Source organism: Bradyrhizobium manausense, assembly GCF_018131105.1.
Taxonomy (GTDB): domain Bacteria; phylum Pseudomonadota; class Alphaproteobacteria; order Rhizobiales; family Xanthobacteraceae; genus Bradyrhizobium; species Bradyrhizobium manausense_B.
Genome location: NZ_JAFCJI010000001.1, coordinates 1,047,751 through 1,064,769 on the forward strand (window position 1 = coordinate 1,047,751; position 17,019 = coordinate 1,064,769).

Sequence of the window (17,019 nt, forward strand, 5' to 3'; positions counted from 1 at the left end):
CATGGGACGCATCATCTGCTGCGGTCTCGGCCCCGGCGATCCTGATCTGATGAGCGTGCGCGCTGATCGCACCGTGCGCGGCGCCAGGCACGTCGCCTATTTCCGCAAGAAGGGCCGGCCGGGCCAGGCGCGGCGTATCGTCGCCGGCATATTGGCTGGCGATGTGACCGAATACCCCATGGAATACCCGGTCACCACGGAGATCGCCTTCGACAGCCCGGACTATGTCCAGCTGCTATCAGGCTTCTACGACGAATGGTCCGAGCGCCTGGCGCGGCTTTCGCGCGCGGTCGATGTCGTTGTGCTCTGCGAGGGCGATCCTTATTTCTACGGTTCCTTCATGCATCTGCACAAGCGCCTGCAGGGCCGCGTCGAGATCGAAGTGATCGCCGGCATTCCGGGCATGGTCGGCTGCTGGAATGGCGTCGGCCAGCCCATCGCGCTCGGTGACGACGTGACGACGGTGCTGATGGGGACGCTTCCGGAAGCCGAACTCGAACGCCGCATGCGCGATTCCGATGCGCTCGTGATCATGAAGACCGGCCGCAATCTCGCAAAAGTGCGCCGTGCGCTCGCAGCCGCGGGCCGACTGGATGACGCCTGGTTGGTTGAGCGTGGCACCATGCCGGGCGAGCGTGTCGCCCGGCTTGCCGAGATCGATGCAGCTGACTGTCCTTACTTTGCAATCGTGCTGGTGCACGGCAAGGGCCGGCTTCCGGACGCAGCCGAATGACGGGTTCGCTGACCATCGCGGGCCTCGGCCCGGGCAGCGACGCGCTGGTGACGCCGGAGGTCTCCGCCGCGCTCGCCGCCGCGACCGATATTCTGGGCTATGCGCCTTATGTCGGGCGCGTCCCGCCACGTGCGGGTCTCGCGCTGCACCCGTCGGATAATCGCGAAGAGCTGCAGCGGGCAGGCGAGGCACTGCGGCTCGCGGCCGAAGGCAGGCAGGTCGTCATCGTCTCCTCCGGCGACCCCGGCGTCTTTGCGATGGCCTCGGCCGTGTTCGAGGCGCTCGAGCTGGCGCCGCAATATCATGACCTGCCGATCCGCGTGCTGCCTGGGATCACCGCGATGCTGGCCGCCGCTGCGCGCGCCGGTGCGCCGCTCGGGCATGATTTCTGCGCGATCAATCTCTCCGACAATCTCAAGCCCTGGGCGGTGATCGAAAAACGGCTGCGGCTCGCTGCGGAGGCTGATTTTTCGATCGCGATGTACAATCCGCGCTCGGCGAGCCGGCCGGAAGGATTTGGCCGCGCCCTTACGGTGTTGAAAGAAACCGGCTGCGGCGGGCGCCTCGTGATCTTCGCGCGCGCGATCAGTGCTCCCGACGAGAAGATCGTGACAACGAGGTTGAACGACGCGACGCCCGAGATGGCCGACATGCGCACGCTTGTCATCGTCGGCAATTCGCAGACGCGCCGCGTCGGCCGTTGGGTCTATGCACCGAGGCAGGTCCGATGACCAAGCCACTGCATCACCTCAGCGACGCTCTCGACCCGTTGGCGCTCGGGCAGCGTCGGCCGCGAGATCATGATCACGGGCAGGCCGAGCATACGGGCAGCATCGATCTTAGCGCGGGCGCCGCCGCCACCGGAGTTGCGGGTGACGACCCACGCGATGCCGCGTGTGCGCATCATCTCCAGTTCGCCATCAAGCATGAACGGCCCGCGCGACACGATCACATCTGCTGCGAAGGGCAGGGGTGCCTCGGGAGGATCGACGAACCGCAGGGTATAAATATGCTGCGGCTTCGTCGCGAACGGCGCGATGTGCTGCCGGCCGATGGCAAGGAATACGCGTGCCGGCACCTCGGGCAGGGCGGCAGCCGCAGCGGCGACATCGCCGACTTCGGTCCAGTTGTCGTCCGGCGCTCTGGCCCACGGCGCGCGTTCCAGCGCAATCAATTGCGTTCCGGTTTCCGAGCAGGCTTCAACGGCGTTGCTGCTCATCTCGGCAGCGAAGGGATGCGTCGCGTCGATCACATGCGTGATACCTTCGCCGAGGATGTAATCTGCAAGCCCGCTCGCGCCACCAAAGCCGCCAATGCGGGTCGGCAGCGGCTGATCGGCAGGCAAGCGCGTGCGGCCGCCATAGGAATAGACGGCGTCAAGACCCGCGTGCGCGATCTCTGCGGCGAGCAGGCTCGCATCGGAAGTTCCGCCCAGAACAAGGGCGCGTGTCATGGTTGATTCCTTGGCTGATCCCTGGCTGACCATCATCGGTATCGGCGAAGATGGCCTTGCCGGCCTGTCCGAAGCAAGCCGAAAGGCGCTTGCTGGCGCGGAAACCGTGTTCGGCGGTGAACGGCATCTGGCGCTCGCAGATGTCGGAGCCCGCGGCCGCGCATGGCCGGTGCCGTTCGATGCCGACGTCGTGCTGAGTTGTCGCGGCCGGCCGACGGCGGTGCTGACCTCCGGCGATCCGTTCTGGCACGGCGCCGGCGCAAGCCTTGCAGAGAAGCTCGACGCGGGCGAGTGGATCGCGCATTCCGCGCCATCGACCTTCTCGCTCGCTGCCGCGCGGCTAGGCTGGCGGCTCGAATCCGTCGTCTGCCTCGGGCTTCATGCCGCGCCATTCGAGCGGCTCGTGCTGCATCTCGCGCTGGGCGCGCGGATCATCTGCCTCGTGCGCGATGGCAAGGCGGCCGCTGATCTCGCGAAATGGCTGAGTGAGCGCGGCTGGGGCGCCTCCGCGTTCTGGACTCTCGCCGCACTCGGCGGGCCACGTGAAGCCATTGCGCAGCAACGTGCGGACAGCTTTGCAGGCGATCGCGCCGGAAACCTGGTCGCGGTCGCTATCGAGGCAGGGGGCGGGCAAGGCCTGCCCCGCAGCTCCGGTCTTGCGGATGATCTTTTCGTCCATGACGGCCAGATCACCAAGCGGCCGGTCCGTGCGCTCGCGCTGTCGACCCTAGCGCCGCGCCAAGGCGAGCGGCTGTGGGACATCGGTGCCGGCTCGGGCTCGATCTCGGTGGAATGGGCGCTGTGCGGGGGCACGGCGATTGCCGTTGAGGTCCGCGAGGATCGCGTTGCGAACATCCGCAGCAATGCAGTCGTGTTTGGACTGGCGCATCGGATCACAACCGTCGCGGGGAGGGCGCCCGAAGCTCTCGCCGCGCTGGACGCGCCGGATGCGGTCTTCATGGGTGGTGGCCTCGATCGCGCAATGTTCGATGCTGTCTGGTTACGACTTTCGCCAGGCACTCGGCTTGTGGCACATTCAGTGACGCTGGAAACGGAAGCGCTGCTCGGCGAATTGCATGGGCAGCATGGCGGCGAATTGGTGCGGGTCGAGATCGCCCATGCCGCTTCGCTTGGCCGCTATCGCTCGTGGGAGGCGGCGCGACCCGTGGTGCAGTGGAGTGCGATCCGATGAAGGTCGCCGGGCTCGGATTCAGGCAGGATGTGTCGCTGGCGTCGTTGCGCGAAGCGCTTGCGGCCGCGGGCGGTTCTGAAGGCCTTGTGGCCGTGGCAACCGTCAGCGACAAGGCCGACACAGAGGCCTTGAAACTGCTCGCGCGCGAATGCGGCGTGCCGATCAAGGCTGTGCCGGCTGAAATGTTGGCCGATGTCGATACGCCGACGCAGTCGCAACGGATCACCGAAAAGTTCGGCACTGGTTCCGTCGCGGAAGCCGCGGCACTCGTAGCCGCCGGCCCTCACGCGCGGCTCATCGCGACGCGTGCGATCTCGCGGGATCGCACCGCGACCGCCGCGATCGCCGAAGGAGACGGCCCATGACCGTACATTTCATCGGCGCCGGGCCGGGCGCTGCCGATCTTCTCACCCTGCGCGGCCGCGATCTCATCGCCGCATCTCCGGTTTGTCTCTATGCCGGCTCGCTGGTGCCCGCGGGCGTGCTGGCGCATTGCCCGGCCGGCGCGCGCATGATCAACACCGCGCCGTTGTCGCTCGACGAGATCATCGCCGAGATGGCCGCCGCCCATGCGGAGGGCAAGGACGTCGCGCGGCTGCACTCCGGCGATCTCTCGATCTGGTCGGCGATGGGCGAGCAGCTTCGCCGCCTGCGTGCGCTCGGCATTCCCTTCACGGTTACACCGGGCGTGCCGTCTTTCTCGGCCGCCGCAGCAGCGCTGGAGGCCGAGCTGACGCTGCCCGGTCTCGCCCAGAGCGTGGTGTTGACCCGCACGCCGGGCCGCGCCAGCGCGATGCCTGAGGGCGAGAGGCTTGCCGCATTCGCTTCCACCGGTGCGGTGCTCGCCATCCATCTGTCAATCCATCTGCTCGACCAGGTCGTTGCCGAGCTGACGCCGCATTATGGCGAAGACTGTCCGGTCGCGATCGTCTGGCGCGCGAGCTGGCCGGACCAGCGCATTGTGCGCGCGACGCTTGCGTCGCTCGATAGCGCCGTCGCTGCCGAGATGGAGCGGACCGCGCTGATCCTGGTCGGCAAAACCCTCGACGCGGCGAATTTTGACGAGAGCCGGCTCTATGCGGCCGACTACGACCGACGCTATCGGCCCGTTGGTGCCGAGCCGCGCTTTCCGGAGGCGTCGTGATGGCTGCAGGTCTCGTCATCTCGGCTCCAGCTTCCGGCGTCGGCAAGACCACGCTGACGCTGGCGCTCGCCCGGGCCTGGCGCAATCGCGGCTTGAACGTGCAGTGCTTCAAGAGCGGGCCTGACTATATCGACCCTGCCTTTCATGCTGCTGCGACGGGACGTGCCTCCGTCAACGTCGATAGCTGGGCGATGGATCGCGCCACGATCGCGCATCTCGTCAGCCGGGGCCTTGATGCCGATATCGTTCTCGCCGAGGGCTCGATGGGCCTGTTCGACGGCGTTGCCGCGCGCGGCGTGTCCGGCACCGGTGCCACCGCCGACATCGCGGAGATGCTTGGCTGGCCGGTCGTCCTCGTGATCGACCCGTCCGGGCAGGCGCAGACGGCCGCGGCGATCGCTGCGGGCCTTCGCGATTACCGCGCCGGCGTGCGTCTTGCGGGCGTCGTGCTCAATCGTGTCGCGAGTCCTCGCCATGAAGACCTGGTGCGTCGTGCCCTCAAAGATGTCGGCATCACTGTGTTCGGCGCGCTGCCGCGTCATGCTGAGATCAGCCTGCCGAAGCGGCATCTCGGTCTGGTGCAGGCCGAGGAGCAGGCCGAGATCGGCAAGCTGATCGATGAAGCGGCGCGCTTTGTCTCCGAGCACGTCGATCTCGATGCGGTGATGCGATCGGCGCCTGCCTGGTCGCCGCAAGCCGCATCGAATGGCGTGAGCGTCACGCCGCCGGGCCAGCGCATCGCGCTGGCCCGCGACGCCGCGTTCTCCTTCGTCTATCCGCATATGCTGGAAGCCTGGCACGCGGCGGGCGCGGAGATCGCGACATTCTCGCCGCTGGCCGACGAAGCGCCTGATGCCAACGCCGATGTGTGCTGGCTGCCCGGCGGCTATCCCGAGCTTCATGCCGGCACAATCGCCGCCAATGCGCGCTTCCGCAGCGGCCTGCGCGCCTTTGCTGAAACGCGGCCGGTGCATGGCGAATGCGGGGGGTATATGGTGCTAGGCAATGCCTTGACCGACGCCGACGGTATCAGCCACGAGATGATGGGCCTGCTCGGTCTGGAGACGAGCTTTGCCAAGCGCCGCATGCATCTGGGCTATCGCCTTGCCGCGCTCGCTGCACCCATGCCTGGACATCAGGCCGGCGCACGCCTGCGTGGCCACGAATTCCATTACTCGACGATTCTCGCGCAGCCCGACACGCCACTGGCGGTCGTTCACGACGCCACCGGCGCGGTCATCGCTGAGACCGGCTCGCGGCGCGGACACGCCACCGGCACGTTCTTCCACCTGATCGCGGAGGATCGGTGAGCGGTTTTGTTTCCTTCATTTCCGCCGGTCCCGGCGATCCTGAATTGCTCACGCTCAAGGGCGCCGCGCGGCTGCGCGAGGCCGACGTGGTGCTCTACGACGATCTTGCCTCTGGCGCGATCCTCGATCTCGCACGCTCCGGCGCCAATCTCGTCGCGGTCGGGAAACGGGCAGGCCGGCCCTCGACAAAGCAGCATCATGTCAACCGCCTGCTGGTCGACTATGCCGCCACGGGCGTACGCGTCGTGCGGCTGAAGTCGGGCGACGCCGGCATCTTTGGCCGGCTCGAGGAGGAGCTGGAGACGCTCCGCGAAGCCGGTATCGGCTACGAGATCATTCCCGGCGTCACCTCGGCCTGCGTCGCGGCCGCACAAGCCGGCATTCCCCTGACCCGCCGCCACACCGCGCGCCGGGTACAGTTCGTCACCGGCGCCGATGTCACCGGCGAACTGCCGCCAAATCTGAACTGGGCGGCGCTGGCCGATCCTGACGCGACGACGGTGGTCTATATGGGCCGGCGCACTTTTCCGGCGCTGGTCGCGAAATTGATCGAGCACGGCCTTGCACCCACGACGCCGGCATTGTTCGCCGAGTCCCTCGGCCGCGCCGACGAGCGGCTGGTGCGGACCACGATCGCCGAACTCGCCGATCAACTCGCACGCGGGGGCGCGGCGTCCACCGCGGCCGTGATCATGTTCGGCGCGCTGGCGGAGGGCGGGTCATCATGATGACGCTGACCCTGATCGGCATCGGCTGCGGCGACCCCGGGCAGCTCACACGCGCCGCGATCGAGGCGATCAATGCCGCCGATCTCGTCCTGATTCCGCGCAAAGGCTCCGCAAAGTCTGATCTTGCTGATCTCAGGCGAACGATCTGCGCCGACGTGCTCACCAACGACGCCACACGTATAGCCGAATTTGATCTTCCCGTGCGCGACGCCGGTGAAACCGAGTATCGGAAAGGCGTCGATGATTGGCACGATGCGGTTGCCGCAACCTGGTCGCAGACGATCGAAAATCATCTCGGAAGCGACGGCAAGGCCGCTTTGCTGATCTGGGGCGATCCCTCGCTCTATGATTCCTCGCTGCGCATCGCGCGCCGGCTCGTTCCGTTGCCCAAGATCGAGGTCGTGCCGGGCATCACCTCGATTCAGGCGCTGTGCGCGGCGCATGCGCTGCCCCTCAACGATATCGGCGAGCCCTTCCTGGTGACGACCGGGCGCCGCCTGCGCGAAGGTGGCTGGCCGCAAGGCGTCGACACCGTTGTGGTGATGCTCGACGGCGGCACGGCGTTCCAGTCGCTCGATCCGAAGGGCCTGCATATCTGGTGGGGCGCCTATCTCGGCATGGCTGATCAGATCATCCTATCCGGCGCGCTGGCTGAGGTCGGTCCACGCATCGTCACCGCGCGGCGAGAGGCGCGCGAGCGTCACGGCTGGATCATGGACAGTTATATTTTGAAGCGCAGGCCGTAAGCGAGGCAGCATGCTCCCTGATTGGATCACTCAAAAGTGCCCCGACATTTCCGCCACCCATCGTGAGGCGGCGGTCGCGCGGCAGGCGCAACTGACAAAGCCGACCGGCGCGCTCGGCCGGCTCGAGCAGCTCGCGATCGAGCTGGCGGGCCTGCAGGCGACCGAACGCCCTCGCGCGGCACGCGTTCCGATCATCATTTTCGCCGGCGACCACGGTATCGTTGCGCAGGGCGTGTCGGCCTATCCGCAAGCGGTCACCATCGCGATGATGGCGAATTTTGCCTCAGGCGGCGCTGCGATCTCGGTGCTGGCGCGCGAGCTGGGTTCCTCCCTGGAGGTGGTCGACGCGGGCACGCTAGCCGAGGTGGCGATGCCAGGTATCGTCACGGACAAGCCGCGCCACGGCACGCGCGATTTCAGCATTGAGCCTGCGCTCACGCCGGCGGAGTTGGCGTTCGCCTTCGAGGCCGGTCAGCGCGCGGTGGCGCGCGCAAAAATCGGTCAGCCCGATCTCCTGATCTTCGGCGAGATGGGCATCGGCAACACCACGACGTCTGCGGCGCTCGCTGCGAGCCTGCTCGACATCAGTGCCGAGGAGATCGCGGGCACCGGCACCGGAGTCGATGCTGCAGGCCGCGCGCACAAGGCGCGCGTGATCGATGCGGCGATCGCACGCCATCGTGTTGTGGGCGGAACGCCTGAAGAAGTCCTGTGCGCCGTCGGCGGCCTCGAGATCGCGGCGATCTCCGGCGCCATCATTGCGGCCGCGCAGGCGCGCATTCCCGTGTTGATCGACGGCTTTATCGTATCGGTTGCGGCACTCGCGGCGGCGCGGCTGAACCCGTCGTGCCAGCCATTCCTGCTTCCGTCGCACCAATCGGCCGAGCAGGGGCATCGGTTGGTGCTGCGCGCGCTCAACGTGCAGCCGCTGATAAGCCTCGATCTCAGGCTCGGCGAGGGATCGGGCGCGGCGATCGCGCTGCCTCTGGTGCGATCGGCCTGCGCGCTCCACAACGACATGGCGACGTTCGCGCAGGCCAATGTGCCGGATCGGCCGGCCTGATCAGGCCATTCGCTGATTGACCGCGACGACGCGCCAGCCGGTCGCGAGCCGATCGATCCGGGTCAGCGACAGCGGATCGATCACGAAGCGCAACGCCGCTTGTGGCGTCATGTCGAGCGCGACGCAGAGCGCGGCGCGGATCGTGCCTGAATGCACGACGAGCGTCGCCGGCCCGGCGCTTATCCGTGCGAGGCCCAGCCGAACGCGCGCGACCTGATCTTCAAAGCTCTCGCCGCCAGGCGGTCGTCCGCGCGCCGGATCGTTCCAGAACTGCGCATAGGCCTCGCCACCACTCGTCGCCAGCTCGTGATGCTGCCGGCCGGTCCACGCGCCAAAATCCTGTTCACTGAATTCGGTCACCAATTTGGGCTCAAGCCCCAACGCCCGAGCCGTCTCGACCGTGCGTCGCGCCGGGCTGGCATGACTCGCCGCATCCCGAGGCAGGCACCGGCGCAGCGCCTCGAGCTGCGAGCGATCGCGCAGGTCGGCCGGCGCATCGTTCGCATGGATGGTTCCCGCGACGCCGTCGACGGGGGCATGCCGTATCAGCCAGAGGAAGGTCTCGCCTTCCATACAGATCTCCCGGGAAGTTGGGCGCTGTAGCAATATCGCCGCATCTAGCACATTGACTCTGTCTCCGCCGTAATCCTAGATGGCGATGACGGTTTCCCCGAGAGGGGATGAAAAGGGAATGCGGTGCGGGGACGTTGTCCCCAATGCCGTAGCTGCCCCCGCAACTGTAAGCGGTGAATCCTTCGTCAGAAGCCACTGGGTCCTCGGTCCCGGGAAGGCGACGAAGCGGTCACGACCCGCGAGCCAGGAGACCTGCCGTCAGCCGTGGTCACACGCGAAGATGTCGGTCGGGGAGTACAGACATTCGGCTCTATCGGAAGGCTGAAAGCCTGATGATGGGACCTTGGTTCGCGGTGACGTGCCACTGACGTCACACCGAGGTCCAGGACCGTGTCTTCCATCCGTATCGTACGACCACGCCACTTTCTGCTGGCGTCCGCCGCTCTCACATCTCTTGCCGCTATCGACATGCCGGCTGCCCTGGCGCAGCAGGCCCGCGAGCCCCTGCCGGCCGTGGAAGTGTCGCCGCCGCAATCCCGCAAACAGGCAAGGCCGGCCGGCCGGGACGCTGCAAGCGCAGGCCGTACGGCTGCGCGGCGACGCGCGACCGCAGCGCCGGCGTCCAGGCCGGTGGTGCCGAACGCTGCGGCGCCGACGCCGCTCAACAGCAACGCAATCGCCGAGAGCGCCTCGCGCCTTGGCCTGACCGTGCGCGAGACGCCCGCGACCGTCGAGGTGATCTCCGCCGAGACCATGCGCGAACAGGGCTACCGCACCGTCTCCGACGTCGCGCAAGGGGCAGTCGGCGTCACCGCCGGCGACAATCCGGCCGAGCCCTCGGCCTTCTCGATGCGCGGCTTCACCAACAGCCAGATCAACACGCTCTACAACGGCATCAAGATCGGTCCGCAGAACATGACCTCGCGGATCGTGGACACCGCCAATCTCGAAGCCGTGGAAATCCTGAAAGGTCCGGCCTCGCTGATCTCAGGCGAGGGCGCCGCCGGTGGTGCGATCAATTTCGTCACCAAGCAGCCGCACACCGGGCCGATCCGGAACGAGGCTGACTTCTCCTATGACTCACTGAATTCCTTCCGCGCCTATTACGGCTCGGGCGGCAGCACCAACGTCCAGGGGCTGGACTACCGCTTCGACGTCAGCCGGTCCTCGCTCAACGGTTTTGCCGACGACACCAACACCAGGACGCTCGACGTCTCCGGCCAGCTCAACTACCGGATCTCCGACAGCCTCAAGGTCTGGGGTGCGATCGAATATCGCGAGGATCGCGGCAAGGCCTATTGGGGCGCGCCGCTCGTGCCAGTCGCTTTCAGCGGCTCGCACGCCACGGCAGGCATCGTCTCGGGCACCTATATCGCGTCCAATGGCTCGAATCTCGGGCCGATCACCATCGACGACCGCACCTTCAACACCAACTACAACGTCCTCGACAACCGCAACGTGGCGCAGGAGGTCTGGCTGCGTGGTGGCTTCGAGTTGAAGCTTGCCCCCGATCTGACGCTGAAGAGCCAGGCTTATGCCTACGGCGCGGAGCGTTCGTGGTTCAACAACGAGGTGGAGGCGTTCAACACGGCGACGAACACGGTTGACCGCAGCCGCTTCTACGTGGCGCACAGCCAGCGCCTGGTCGGCAACATCACCGACCTGACCTGGGATGCGAACATTGCAGGCTTCGATAATCGCCTCGTCACGACGCTGTCGTCGAGCTACCTCGATTTCGTGCGCCCGGGTGCTGCGAATTTTCCGGGCGATTCCGTTGATCTCGTCGATCCCGTCAGGGGATTCTACGGCCTGCTCACGACCAAGCAGCAGACCGCACGCATCGACAACGAGGCGCTGTCATTCGAGGATCGGCTGAAGCTCACGCGCACGTTCTCGCTGATCGGCGGCCTCCGTGTCGAGCATATCGGGCTCGATCGCAACTCGACCGACGTTAACGGTCTGGAGAATGCGAATTTCCCGTTCTCGAAATCCTGGGCGCCCGTCACCGGCCGCATCGGTTACACCTGGGAAGCTGTTCCGGGTCTGACCTTCTTCAGTCAGTACGCCACCGGCGCCGACATCTCGGCCAACAACATCTTTCTGCTCGCGCCGACCCAGAACCTGGATCTGACGACTGCGCGCACCTACGAGACCGGCGTCAAGCACGTGTTGTGGGACAACAGGGCCGAGTGGTCGTTCTCGGCCTACGATATCGTGCGCAAGAATGTCTATGCGGCGGCTGGTGGTCAGACGCTCAACATTGCCGGACGGCAGGAATCGAAAGGTGTCGAGCTCGCCGGGGCAATCCGCCCGATCGAGCCTCTGCGTCTCTGGGGCAACATTGCCTATGTCGACGCGCGCTATGCCGACTACGACTTTGCCGGCGGCTCGTTCTCGGGCAACACGCCGCCGAACGTGCCGCGCATCGTTGCGAATGCGGGCGCGTCCTGGCGCTTCTTCACGCCCTGGCCGGTGGAGATCGGCATCACCGGCCGCCATGTCGGCGACCGCTACAACAGCGACGCCAACACGGTGACCATGAACGCCTACACGGTTGGCGATATCTACGCTTTCGTCGACATTCCCAGGACGGTCTTCAATGCGGTCGACCAGGCCCGCCTGACCTTTCGGGTGCGCAACTTTACAGACAAGCGCTACGCGATCTGGGGCGACCCATTCTATCCCGACCAGATCCTCCTGGGTGCACCGCGGACCTATGAGATCTCGGCTGCGTTCAAATGGTAAGGCATTGACCGCATGATGGGCGCGATCGTCCTGTTGCACCGCTGGCTCGGAATCGCGTTCTGCCTCCTGTTCGCGATGTGGTTCGCGAGCGGGATCGTGATGCACTTCGTTCCGTTCCCGTCGCTGACGGAAGCGGAACGCTTTGCGGGGCTCGCGGCGGTGGAGCGCCAAGGATCGATCATGGCAGTGGCCGACGCGGTATCCGCCAGCGGGATCACCGACGCCACGCGCGTTCGGCTTATCCAGCGCAGCGACGGGCCGGTCTATGTCGTGTCGGGACCGTCGCGTCTGCGCGCGGTCCGCGCATCCGACGGAGCCGATGCATCGGTCACGTCGCCGGACGTCGCGCTCGCCATTGCCCGGGATCACGCCCGCAACCGCGGGCTCGATGCCGCGCGTGCAGAGATCGTCGCGCGCGAGGATTACGATCAATGGAGCGTGCCGAACGGCTTCGATCGCCACCGGCCTCTGTTTCGTGTTGCGCTTGACGATGCGGCCGGGACCGAGATCTACGTTTCGTCGCGCACCGGCGAGGTCGTTCTGGATACGACGCGGTCAGAGCGAGGCTGGAACCTTGTCGGCAGCGTGCTGCACTGGATCTATCCGACGGCCCTGAGAAGCAACTGGGCGCTGTGGGACCGGGTGGTCTGGACTGCATCGCTGGTGGCCTTTATCGGAGCGGTGTTCGGCGCAGTGCTCGGGATCATCAGGATCAGGCCGCGGGGAGGGCTGCTCGGCTCGCCCTATCGCGGCTGGCACGCCCTGCATCACGTCATCGGTCTCGTCGCGACCGCTTTTGTGCTGACCTGGATATTCAGCGGCTGGCTCTCGATGGATCACGGCCGGCTGTTCTCGCGCGGGCAATTGACCCCGGCGGAGACTAGCGCAACGAACGTAGTGCCCGATTGGAGGGCGGATCCATCTCTCGGTCAGCGGCCCGTTTCGTCTTCAGTCTATGAGGTCGAATGGTTCGCTTTCAATGGAAGTGTCTATCGACGTGACCGGACCGGTCTTGGCAGTCAGACCTTGATCGAGGCAGACGAGCCAGCCCTCAATCCCCCGCGGATGTTCCTGGATGAGCCCGACGTCCTGAGCTTGACGACGCGTCTTTCGGCCAATTGCGGTCCAGCATCTGTTCTCGCCGGCAACGACTCCTATCCCGCCCAATCCATCGTTCCCGGCGCGCCGGTCTATCGCTCCCGTTGCGGCGACCTGTGGTTCGACATCGACGGGGCCGACGGCAGCATCCTGCAACGGCTTGATGCCTCGCGCAGGGCCTATCGCTGGTTCTACAGCGCACTGCACACGCTCGACTTCCCGGTCCTGATCGCGCATCCGCGCCTGCGCGACGTGCTGATTGTCGGGCTTTGCGCCCTTGGCCTGGTGTTTTCCGTCACCGGGATCGTGATCGGCTGGCGGCGTTTACGGGCGACCTTCGCTGGCTGAAATTCCCGGCGGCAGATGAGAAGCAGCCTGCAAAATTGCCGGTTGCGCAGATGCCAACGGGCGAGGATGATCCCTTCGGAGGGGCGTCGCAGGCCTCCGCAACGGAGCGTGATCGATGTCAATCCAGCGCAAGCGCCTCGGCATGATCACGCCGTCCTCCAACTCGGTGCTCGAGCCGGTCACCAGCGCGATGCTGCACGGCGTGGCCGACGTCACCGCGCACTTCTCGCGCTTTCGCGTCACCGAGATCGCGCTTGATGCCGCGGCGCTCGGCCAGTTCGACGCCTCGGTGATGTTGCCGGCGTCGGACCTCCTGGCCGATGCCAAGGTCGATGCCATCGCCTGGAACGGTACCTCCGCAAGCTGGCTCGGCATTGACAGGGACAGGAGCCTTTGCGAGGCGATCACGGCGCGCACCGGCGTACCGGCAACGACCTCGACGCTCGCCTGCATGGATGCCGCCCGCGCGCTTGGGGCCCGACGCGTCGCGCTCGTCTCGCCCTATACTGAGGACGTGCAGCGGCGGATCGACCATGTCTGGGCCGGGGAGGGCATCGTACCGTATGCGGAGCGCCATCTCGGCTTGCGCGACAATTTCTCCTTCGGCGAGGTCGCACCCGCTGATATCGCGGACATGATCCGCGCGGTGGCGGCGCAGGGGGCCGACGCCGTCGTCATCCTTTGCACGAATCTCGACGGCGCCGCGCTTGCCGCGTCGCTCGAACGAGAGCTCGATATCGCGGTGCTCGACTCCGTCGCGGTCACGCTGTGGCGAACCCTCGGTCTCGCCGGCGGCGACATCGCGGCGCTGGCATCGTGGGGACGAATATTCAAGGCTTCAGTGAAATGACGGAGACAGCAGTGACGCAGCTCGATCTCGCCATCCGCGGCGGCACCATCGTGACCGCCAGCGACGAGTTTCGCGCCGACATCGGCATACGCGACGGTCGCATCGTCAGCATTGCGGATAGCATCGAAGGTGCTGCGCGCGAGGTCGACGCGACGGGGCTGCTGGCGCTGCCCGGCGGCATCGACAGCCACGTCCACATCTCGCAAGCCTCCGGCCCCGATGTCGTCATGGCCGATGATTTCGCCTCGGCGACGCGCGCGGCGGCTGCCGGCGGCAACACCATGGTGCTGCCCTTTGCGCTTCAGGAGAAGGGGACGTCGCTGCGCACCTGCGTCGAGAACTACCGCAAGCTCGCCGAAGGTGAGTGCTACATTGACGTGGCGTTCCACCTCATCATCTCCGATCCCACGGCGGTGGTGCTTGGACAGGAGCTGCCGGCGCTGGTGAAGGACGGCTACACCTCGTTCAAGGTGTTCATGACCTATGACGACCTCGTGCTCAGCGACAACCAGCTGCTGGAGGTGTTCGAGGTGGCGCGCCGGGAGGAGGCGCTCGTCATGGTTCATTGCGAGGGCTACGACGCCATTCGCTTCCTCACCAGCAAGCTGGAGCGCGAAGGCCACATCGCGCCCTACTATCATGGCGCCTCGCGGCCCCAGGCCGTCGAGCGCGAGGCGACGCATCGCGCCATCAGCCATGCCGAGGTGATCGGCGTTCCCATCATGATCGTCCATGTCTCGGGGCGCGAGGCGATGGAGCAGGTCCGTTGGGCCCAGCAGCGCGGCCTGCCTGTTCACGCCGAGACCTGCCCGCAATACATCACGCTGACGGCCGACGACATGAAGGGCCTCAACATGGACATCACGGGCGCGAAATATGTCTGCTCGCCGCCGCCGCGCGATGTCGAGAGCCAGCAGGCGATCTGGGAAGGCCTCACGTCAGGCGTGTTCCAGACCTTCTCCTCCGACCATTGTCCGTTCCGCTATGACGACCCCAGGGGCAAGCTGACGCCGAATGCCCGCACGTCGTTCCGCTGGGTGCCGAACGGCATCCCCGGCATCGAGACCCGGCTGCCGATCCTTTTCTCCGAGGGCGTCTCGAAGGGCCGCATCACGCGCCAGAAGTTCGTCGAACTGACCGCGACCAACCACGCGCGCATCTACGGCCTCTATCCCCGCAAGGGCTCGATCGGTGTCGGCTTCGATGCCGATATCGCGCTGTGGGACCCGAAGCTGAAGAAGGCCATTCGGCAGTCCGATCTGCACCACGGATCCGACTACACGCCATGGGAGGGCTTTGACGTCACCGGCTGGCCGGTCACGACGATCGCGCGGGGGCAGGTCGTGTACGAGCATGGCAAGATCGTCGGCGACAAGGGCGCAGGCGAACTGCTGGGCCGCGGCAAGTCCAGCCTGGTGTGACAGGCCTTGATGCGCCGCGGCGAGGCGGTGTCGCCCCTTGCGCATACCTTCCGCGCGTGGCTGCGGCATCTTTGATCCCTTTCCGCCGGCCGCCTTTCGGTGTAGCTCTGCGCCCACCTAAGCGGCGGCCGTCGATCGGGCCGCCGAAATCATGCAGGAGAGCCAAGGATGTACCCGAAAGTTCAGATGTTCATTGCCGGCGAGTGGACCGACGGCACCTCCGGCAAGTCCGAGGACATCCTCAATCCCGCCACCGGCCAGGCGATCGGCAAGACGCCGCATGCCTCGAGGGCGGACCTCGACCGCGCACTGGAAGCTTCGAAGGCCGGCTTCGAGGTCTGGCGCAAGACCTCGCCGTTCGACCGCTACAAGCTGATGCGCAAGGCCGCCGACATCATCCGCTCGCGCGCCGCCGAGATCGCCCCCATCATGACCATGGAGCAGGGCAAGCCGGTCGTGGAAGCGCAGGGCGAGACCATGCTGGCCGGCGACCTCATCGACTGGTTTTCGGAGGAAGCCCGCCGCGCCTATGGCCGCATCGTGCCGCCGCGGATGGGTAACGTCTCCCAACTCGTGACCAAGGAGCCGGTCGGCCCGGTCGCGGCGTTCACGCCCTGGAATTTCCCGATCAACCAGGCGGTGCGCAAGATCTCGGCCGCGCTCGCGGCCGGCTGCTCGATCATCGTCAAGGGGCCGGAAGAAACCCCGGCAAGCTGCATGGAATTGGTGCGCGCCTATGCCGACGCGGGCATTCCTGCCGGCGTCGTCCAGCTGGTGTTCGGTGTGCCGTCGGAAGTGTCGGAATATCTGATTCCGCATCCGATCATCCGCAAGATCAGCTTCACCGGCTCGACCGCGGTCGGCAAGCATCTGGCTGCGCTCGCCGGCCTGCACATGAAGCGCGTCACCATGGAGCTCGGCGGTCACGCACCTGCGATCGTGTTCGCTGATGCCGACCTCGACAACGCCGCGAAGATCCTCTCGGCCAACAAGTTCCGCAATGCCGGCCAGGTCTGCGTCTCGCCGACGCGCTTCATGGTGCATGAGAGCGTCTATCAGCCCTTCGTCGACAAGTTCGTCGCGGCCGCCAAGGGCCTCAAGGTTGGCAACGGCCTCGACAAGGACACCCGCATGGGTCCGCTGGCGAACCCGCGCCGTGTCGACGCCATGGAAGGTCTGGTCTCCGACGCCGTTCAACGCGGTGCCAAGATCCAGGCCGGCGGCAAGCGCATCGGCAACGAGGGCTTCTTCTTCGAGCCGACCGTCATCACCGACGTGCCGCGCGATGCCCGCATCATGAACGAGGAGCCGTTCGGACCGCTGGCGCCGATCACGTCGTTCCGCAGCTATGATGAAGTCGTGGCCGAGGCGAACCGTCTGCCTTACGGACTTGCTGCGTATGCCTACACGACCTCGACCAAGACGATGCAGGCGATCGGATCCGACATCGAGAGCGGCATGGTCTCGATCAACCATCACGGCCTGGCGCTGCCCGAAGTGCCGTTCGGCGGCATCAAGGATTCCGGCTATGGTTCCGAAGGCGGCCTCGAGGCGATCGAGGGCTACCTCAACACCAAGTTCGTGACCCAGGCGAGCGCGTAAGGCACGGGCGACA

General features: G+C 66.2%; 16 protein-coding genes and 1 riboswitch. Of the genes, 14 read left to right on the forward strand and 2 right to left on the reverse strand.

From position 1 onward, the window contains the following. The first annotated feature begins 1 nt into the window (after position 1). Positions 2-733, forward strand: a complete 732-nt coding sequence (locus JQ631_RS04720) for a precorrin-2 C(20)-methyltransferase (RefSeq protein ID WP_212324425.1) — start codon at positions 2-4, stop codon at positions 731-733. Next, entirely contained in the window at positions 730-1,464 is a 735-nt protein-coding gene (gene cobJ / locus JQ631_RS04725; protein ID WP_212324426.1) for a precorrin-3B C(17)-methyltransferase, read from the forward strand. The genes JQ631_RS04720 and cobJ overlap by 4 nt, the downstream gene beginning before the upstream one ends. Here cobJ and JQ631_RS04730 read toward each other — a convergent pair. After that, positions 1,440-2,186 carry a cobalt-precorrin-6A reductase gene (locus tag JQ631_RS04730; RefSeq protein WP_212324427.1) on the reverse strand — a complete coding sequence of 249 codons (747 nt, stop codon included), beginning with the start codon at positions 2,184-2,186 and terminating at the stop codon, positions 1,440-1,442. The two genes, cobJ and JQ631_RS04730, sit on opposite strands and share 25 nt — an antisense overlap. Before the next feature lie 10 nt (positions 2,187-2,196). Between JQ631_RS04730 and cbiE the strand changes: the two genes are divergently transcribed. From cbiE to cobT, 7 genes are read left to right on the forward strand one after another with little or no spacing between them, the layout of a single operon-like run. Next, positions 2,197-3,378, forward strand: coding sequence for a precorrin-6y C5,15-methyltransferase (decarboxylating) subunit CbiE (cbiE, locus tag JQ631_RS04735; protein ID WP_212328494.1), 1,182 nt, complete (start codon positions 2,197-2,199; stop codon positions 3,376-3,378). Beyond that, the gene (locus JQ631_RS04740) at positions 3,375-3,743 is read left to right on the forward strand and encodes a cobalamin biosynthesis protein (RefSeq protein WP_212324428.1); all 369 of its coding nucleotides are present in this window, start codon (positions 3,375-3,377) and stop codon (positions 3,741-3,743) included. The genes cbiE and JQ631_RS04740 overlap by 4 nt, the downstream gene beginning before the upstream one ends. Beyond that, positions 3,740-4,522 carry a precorrin-4 C(11)-methyltransferase gene (gene cobM / locus JQ631_RS04745; protein ID WP_212324430.1) on the forward strand — a complete coding sequence of 261 codons (783 nt, stop codon included), beginning with the start codon at positions 3,740-3,742 and terminating at the stop codon, positions 4,520-4,522. The genes JQ631_RS04740 and cobM overlap by 4 nt, the downstream gene beginning before the upstream one ends. Next, positions 4,522-5,832, forward strand: a complete 1,311-nt coding sequence (locus tag JQ631_RS04750) for a cobyrinic acid a,c-diamide synthase CobB (RefSeq protein ID WP_212324433.1) — start codon at positions 4,522-4,524, stop codon at positions 5,830-5,832. Before cobM ends, JQ631_RS04750 begins: the two co-directional genes overlap by 1 nt. Then, the gene (cobA, locus tag JQ631_RS04755) at positions 5,829-6,560 is read left to right on the forward strand and encodes a uroporphyrinogen-III C-methyltransferase (RefSeq protein ID WP_212324435.1); all 732 of its coding nucleotides are present in this window, start codon (positions 5,829-5,831) and stop codon (positions 6,558-6,560) included. The genes JQ631_RS04750 and cobA overlap by 4 nt, the downstream gene beginning before the upstream one ends. Continuing rightward, complete coding sequence (gene cobF, locus JQ631_RS04760; RefSeq protein ID WP_212324437.1) at positions 6,557-7,306, forward strand: precorrin-6A synthase (deacetylating); 750 nt, start codon at positions 6,557-6,559, stop codon at positions 7,304-7,306. Before cobA ends, cobF begins: the two co-directional genes overlap by 4 nt. A 10-nt stretch (positions 7,307-7,316) precedes the next feature. Beyond that, positions 7,317-8,369, forward strand: a complete 1,053-nt coding sequence (gene cobT, locus JQ631_RS04765) for a nicotinate-nucleotide--dimethylbenzimidazole phosphoribosyltransferase (protein ID WP_212324439.1) — start codon at positions 7,317-7,319, stop codon at positions 8,367-8,369. On the opposite strand, the gene JQ631_RS04770 is transcribed toward cobT, so the two are convergent. Beyond that, positions 8,370-8,942 carry a histidine phosphatase family protein gene (locus JQ631_RS04770; protein WP_212324441.1) on the reverse strand — a complete coding sequence of 191 codons (573 nt, stop codon included), beginning with the start codon at positions 8,940-8,942 and terminating at the stop codon, positions 8,370-8,372. A 72-nt stretch (positions 8,943-9,014) separates the two neighbouring features. Beyond that, positions 9,015-9,216: riboswitch (cobalamin riboswitch) on the forward strand. A 116-nt stretch (positions 9,217-9,332) separates the two neighbouring features. Here JQ631_RS04770 and JQ631_RS04775 point away from each other — a divergent pair. From JQ631_RS04775 to JQ631_RS04795, 5 genes are all read left to right on the forward strand, one after another. After that, on the forward strand, positions 9,333-11,687 hold the full coding sequence (locus JQ631_RS04775) for a TonB-dependent receptor (RefSeq protein WP_212324443.1): 2,355 nt from the start codon (positions 9,333-9,335) through the stop codon (positions 11,685-11,687). Between the two features lie 12 nt (positions 11,688-11,699). After that, the gene (locus JQ631_RS04780; protein WP_212324445.1) at positions 11,700-13,133 is read left to right on the forward strand and encodes a PepSY domain-containing protein; all 1,434 of its coding nucleotides are present in this window, start codon (positions 11,700-11,702) and stop codon (positions 13,131-13,133) included. A 115-nt stretch (positions 13,134-13,248) separates the two neighbouring features. Next, on the forward strand, positions 13,249-13,983 hold the full coding sequence (locus JQ631_RS04785) for a maleate cis-trans isomerase family protein (RefSeq protein ID WP_212324447.1): 735 nt from the start codon (positions 13,249-13,251) through the stop codon (positions 13,981-13,983). After that, positions 13,980-15,404, forward strand: a complete 1,425-nt coding sequence (gene hydA, locus JQ631_RS04790; protein ID WP_249160149.1) for a dihydropyrimidinase — start codon at positions 13,980-13,982, stop codon at positions 15,402-15,404. Before JQ631_RS04785 ends, hydA begins: the two co-directional genes overlap by 4 nt. Before the next feature lie 168 nt (positions 15,405-15,572). After that, positions 15,573-17,006 (forward strand): NAD-dependent succinate-semialdehyde dehydrogenase, encoded by a 1,434-nt coding sequence (locus JQ631_RS04795; protein WP_212324449.1) that lies wholly within the window; start codon positions 15,573-15,575, stop codon positions 17,004-17,006. The last annotated feature ends 13 nt before the right edge of the window (positions 17,007-17,019 follow it).